Below are 5,110 nucleotides of genomic sequence, written 5' to 3' on the forward strand. Positions count from 1 at the left end.
CGTTCCCAGCGAACCCTGTCTTCACCGGCCGGTAGGCTGTGACGCCCGCTGGAGCGGACCTCACAGGCCGGCGAACGCCGCAGGCGCGGAGTTTCCACGTGCTGTCACGGTGACGTTGCTATCGATGATAGGTATGTACCCGATCTGTGTGTTGTCCAGGTGGAGGTCTGGCTGGCAACGATCGTATGGGGGGGTCGTGACCGATCGGGAGACAGGGCCGCCGCGTGACGGGATCCTGCGGGCCGACATCGAGGACAGGATCGTCCGCGTTCTCTTGGAGCGCCCGGAACTGCGCCCCGAAACAAGTCGGCAGCTTTTCCTCCACCTGGTCGGCGAGGCCGGCGGCCCGTCCCAGGTCGCCGACTATCCGACCGCGGCGCATTGGTTCGTCGGGCTTGTCGCATTGTGCTCGCGACGGTCGAGCATGGCCGCGCTGGTCACCGCGGCAGACCGGTTGCGGGTGGACAGCGCCGTTGTGCGGGGGTTATGGCTATTACAGGATGAGTGGGACGCCGTGGAGATCGCGGCGTCGGCACCGGCCGGGCTGTGGGCTCTACTGCGCGACGAGCTGGACGCTGTCCCGTCCGTCACGGTTGCCGAGCCCTATCGTCTGGCGATCGGCCACCGCGGACTGGAGCCACCCCATCATTGCGTGACCGCCTGGCATACCCTGGTGCACCTTGCCGGCCGCAACGCGGCCCGGTCCACCCTGCCGCCCTATATGGTCTTCCTGGAACGCGTCCGAGACACAGTGACACCGTCAACCGCGCAGAAAGTAGACCTCTGGAACAGCAGGCGGGCGTACGAGCTCAAGCTGACCGCAGCGCTCGACGCGGTCCGGTCGGAACGGACCCATATACCAGGCCGTCCGCCGCAGGTTCATCTGATGATCCAGTTTGATCCGGCGGATGCCGATCCAGAATCCTATGTGGTCTCGTGGTGGCGTCAGTGGGATGGCCGGATCGAACCCGGTGGCCATCAGTGGCTCTCCCACGACGAGCTCGAAAGTCACGTCGAGGCCGTCGTACGCAGGCTGGAAACCGAGCTCTCCGGGCACGCCTCCGTGGTCGCGATCGAGTTCATCGTGCCGTTCGCGTTGCTGAACGTCCCCGTCGACTGGTGGCAGCGGGAAGCCGCATCGGGCGTACCCAAACCGCTGGCGTTGGACTATCCCGTGGTCCTGCGCAGTCTGGAACGATTACGCAGGCCGGACTGGCACCGCATGTGGCACCGGCGGTGGCACCAGCTGCATCACGGACCCGGCCGGGCCGGTGTGTACTGGAGCCGGCCGGACGGCTCGGACCACCTGCTCCGGCTGGAGACCACGCTGGCCTCTGATGAGCGGCTGGTGGCTCTGGTACTCAGTGAGCCACCCGAAGCCACCGGGGGAACCGGGATGGGGGAGGCGCTGATGGCGCTGCGGGCGGGCCTGCCGGTGGTCCTGTGGCACCGGTCCCGGCGGCTGGGCAGCGAACATGAGGACACCTTGCGGCTGCTGGTCGATGACGGCGACATGAGCGATCTTCCCGGTCGGGTCCGCCGATTACGGATCGACGCGCTGCTGGAACCGGCTGGTGAGGCCGGTGTGAGGCATGTGGGAAGAAATCTCGCGTTTCTGTGGGATGATCCGGGGCGGCAGCCGGAGCGGGGTTCGCCCGGTCCCTTCGGCATGCCCAGAGGGGAGATCGGCCTGTGAGTGTCGACCCGGCGCCCGAGCGGGCGGACGACGCGCCTGCCACCCCACCCCGGCCCGGCTGGTGGCTGTTCCAGGGAACGGGCGATCGGATCGCGCCCGCGGAGCGGGACCGTCGATGGCCGCCACCACCGCCGTGGCGCACGTTCCAGGGCGGCCCGGTGCTGCCGGCGCCGGTGGATGACGAGCCGGAAACGGTACGGCGGTTGGGAGCCGTCCCATCCCGCGTGCTCGACCCGGCGCAGATCTCGGTCGTGAACGCGGCGATCTACCTGCGGCGGCCGTTGCTGGTCACCGGCCGTCCGGGTGTCGGCAAGTCCAGCCTCGCCTATCTCATCGCCCGGGAGCTCCAGCTCGGACGGGTGCTGCGCTGGCCGGTCACCAGCCGTACCACGCTGCGGGCCGGGCTCTACGACTATGACGCCATCGGCCGGGCGCAGGCCGTGGCGCCGTTCCGGTCCGCCGCGGGTTCCCGCTGGCACGGTCGATCACGGGGAGAGGACAGCGCCGACGCTGGTGGTTCCGGCCGTGGTGGTCCAGGGGTGGCGCCTATTGGGGATTTCATCCAGTTGGGCCCGTTGGGGACGGCCCTGTTGCCGCATCGGCTCCCGCGGGTGCTGCTCATCGACGAGATGGACAAAGGTGATTTCGATCTGCCGAACGACCTGTTGAACATCCTCGAGGACGGCGAGTTCGGGATAGCCGAGCTGGCTCGGATGCGGCAGCAGGGTGCCGACGTCGGGGTGCGTACCGCGGATCCCGACGGTACTGCCGTGGTCCGTGACGGTACCGTGCGCTGTCACGCTTTCCCGATCATTGTGATCACCAGTAACGGGGAGCGGGAGTTCTCCGCGGCGTTCCTGCGGCGGTGCGCCCGGCTGGACATTCCTGATCTGGACACCCGGCGGCTCACCGAGCTGGTCGCCGCACATTTCCCGGCTGACGCGTCCGGATATCAGGACCTCATCGCCCGGTTCGAGCAGCGCCGTCAGCAGGTCGGCGGGCTGGCAGCCGACCAGTTGTTGAACGCCGCCCACTTGGCGGCCACCGGCGCCGCTGACGGTGACGAGACGGTCTGGAACGACCTGCTTGAGGCGGTGTGGCACCAACTGGCCCCGGCTGCGGACATGCGATGACTGATGCCGCCGGTCCCACGGCCCGGGAGGTCGCCGAGGCTGTCTGGCTCTGGCAATACCTGGACTCGCCGACACTGGAGCCTGTTTATGATCCAACAGTCGGTGGCGGGAGCACCCGGCTGGACGATGATCCCCCGCCGGCCGGTCAGGCCAGCGAGGACATGACAGGTGTCGGCGACGTTGATGATGTGATCACTGACGATGCCGGCCTGGTTGTTGACGCCGGCCCGGTCCGTGTCCCGACGGGGGATCGTCGCGGCTGGCGCGGGAGAACAGGTCTTGGCCCACCGCTGGGTGGCGACGCCCGGTCCCTGTCCGCCGCGTTGCGGCCGTTGCGGCAGACGGTGGCGTCGGCGGGTGACGGCGTTCTGGACGAGGAGGCCACCGCGGAATGGCTCGCGTGGGACGGCCTCGGGCTACCGGTCTACCGGCCGGCACGGGAACGCCGCTTCGAGATCATGCTTGTCGTTGACGACAGCGTGTCGATGACTCCATGGTTGGACACCGTCCCCGAGCTTGTCTCCCTCCTCGAGCGGCACGGCGCGTTCCGGAACGTCCACCTCCGGTTTGTCAACACCGACACGGATCGACCGGCAGACCTCTGTCTGCGGGCCGGCCGGCCTGACGGCCCGGTCCAGGCCCCCTGTGAGGTCCTGGAACCGGCTGGCCGGCGGATTCTGTGGGTACTGACCGATGCCCTCGGCCGGGCGTGGTGGACGGACGCGATGTCCCCGCTGCTGTGGTCCTGGGCGCGCACGATGCCGGTGGCGGTGCTGAATCCGGTGCCGAGGCAGCTGTGGCATCTGACCGGGCTGCGTCCGCACCGGGTGCGGATGTCGATGCCGGAAGGCACCGTGAGCGGCGCTGGCCCCCAGCGGACGTTCCGTGATCCGTCGGGTGGTCCGCTGTCCGGGCTGGAGGCTGCTGATCTCAGCATCGCGGTTCCGGTGCCGGTTCTGCACCCCCATGCCCGGTGGCTGCTGCCCTGGGCCGGCTTCCTATCCGGCCGGCAGCGGCGGACGGATCTGCCGGCCCTGCTCACCGGCCCATGGAGTCGGCCTACGGATCATGACACGTACCCCTGGGAGCAGGACAGCGAACCATCTGCTACGGAACGTGTGCAACGGTTTCGGGGGGCCGCGTCCCGGACGGCCTTCAACCTGGCCACCCATCTGGCCGCGGCGCCGCTGACCTGGACCGTGATGCGGATGATTCAGGAGATGGTGCCGGGGGCCGGCCGCCCGCAACTGTCTGAGATCTTCGCGGGCCGGTTGGTCCGGCCTGCGCCCGTCGTCGCCGGTCCCGGCGGTCCCGGCGGTCCGGAGCGGATCGCGCTGGAGTTCCACCCCGGGGTACGGGCGGAGTTGTTGGCTTTTGGCCGGCGCTCCGAGGCTATCCGTGTCCTGCGGGCAGTAGGCGATCTGCTGGGGCCACAGGTCAGCGCGCTGCGGGATACCGGCCGCATGCTGGACGAGCCCGACCGGGTACCGATCCCGCCGGTCACCGGAGACAGCCGGCCATTCCTGGCGATCGAGAAAACCGTTCTGGCGGCGATCTCCGGTCGCTATCTGACCCGCTCTCGATTGATCGCTGACCGCATCCACCAAGCCGCTTCAGATGCGGGGAGTACTACATATAGTATATATGATGTTGCTATGAGTAATAGCACCGACCTGCCGACTCCGCTGCCCAGTTCGGAACCGCTCGGCGAGTCCACCGTCCCCGCCCAGCAGGCGGACAGCCCCGTCGACCGTCACGAAGGAGGATCTGTATCTTCGATTACCGCGCCGCCAGCGGTGGAGCTCCCACGCACCCGGCGGTCGCCGGCGGTCTGGGGGAACGTACCCCCGCGGAACCCCCACTTCACGGGCCGTCACGCGTTGCTCGCCGAACTGCACACGCGGCTCCATGAAGGGACGACCGCCGTCCTCCCCGAGGCGTTGCACGGCATGGGCGGCGTCGGCAAGTCACAGCTGGCCGTGGAGTACGTCTACCGTCAGCAAGCGGATTATGATGTTATCTGGTGGATCCCCGCGGAACGGACCGCGCAGATCGGTTCGGCGCTCGTCGACCTCGCCCAGCGGCTCCACCTCCCGGTCGGAACGGAGGCGAATATCGCCATCCCCGCCGTGCTGGAGGCGCTGCGGACCGGTGAGCCCTACAGCCGGTGGCTGTTGATTTTCGACAACGCGGAGGACCCGAAAGCCGTCCGCGGGTTCTTCCCCGCGGGCGGCACCGGCCGGGTGCTCGTCACCTCCCGCAACATGGCGTGGGCCAACGT

Annotated in this window: 3 protein-coding genes; all 3 read left to right on the forward strand. The window is 68.6% G+C overall.

The window, feature by feature from the left end; all coding sequences use genetic code 11:
* Positions 1-196 precede the first annotated feature (196 nt).
* Positions 197-1,696: a hypothetical protein gene (locus MJ783_RS21805; protein ID WP_239313410.1), complete on the forward strand. Its 1,500-nt coding sequence runs from the start codon at positions 197-199 to the stop codon at positions 1,694-1,696.
* Positions 1,693-2,829: a MoxR family ATPase gene (locus MJ783_RS21810; protein WP_239313411.1), complete on the forward strand. Its 1,137-nt coding sequence runs from the start codon at positions 1,693-1,695 to the stop codon at positions 2,827-2,829. Before MJ783_RS21805 ends, MJ783_RS21810 begins: the two co-directional genes overlap by 4 nt.
* Positions 2,826-5,110 (forward strand): SAV_2336 N-terminal domain-related protein (locus tag MJ783_RS21815; RefSeq protein ID WP_239313413.1); only part of this gene is annotated, 2,285 nt, incomplete at its 3' end. The genes MJ783_RS21810 and MJ783_RS21815, both read left to right, overlap by 4 nt.

Source organism: Protofrankia sp. Cj3, assembly GCF_917627355.1.
Classification (GTDB): Bacteria; Actinomycetota; Actinomycetes; order Frankiales; family Frankiaceae; genus Protofrankia.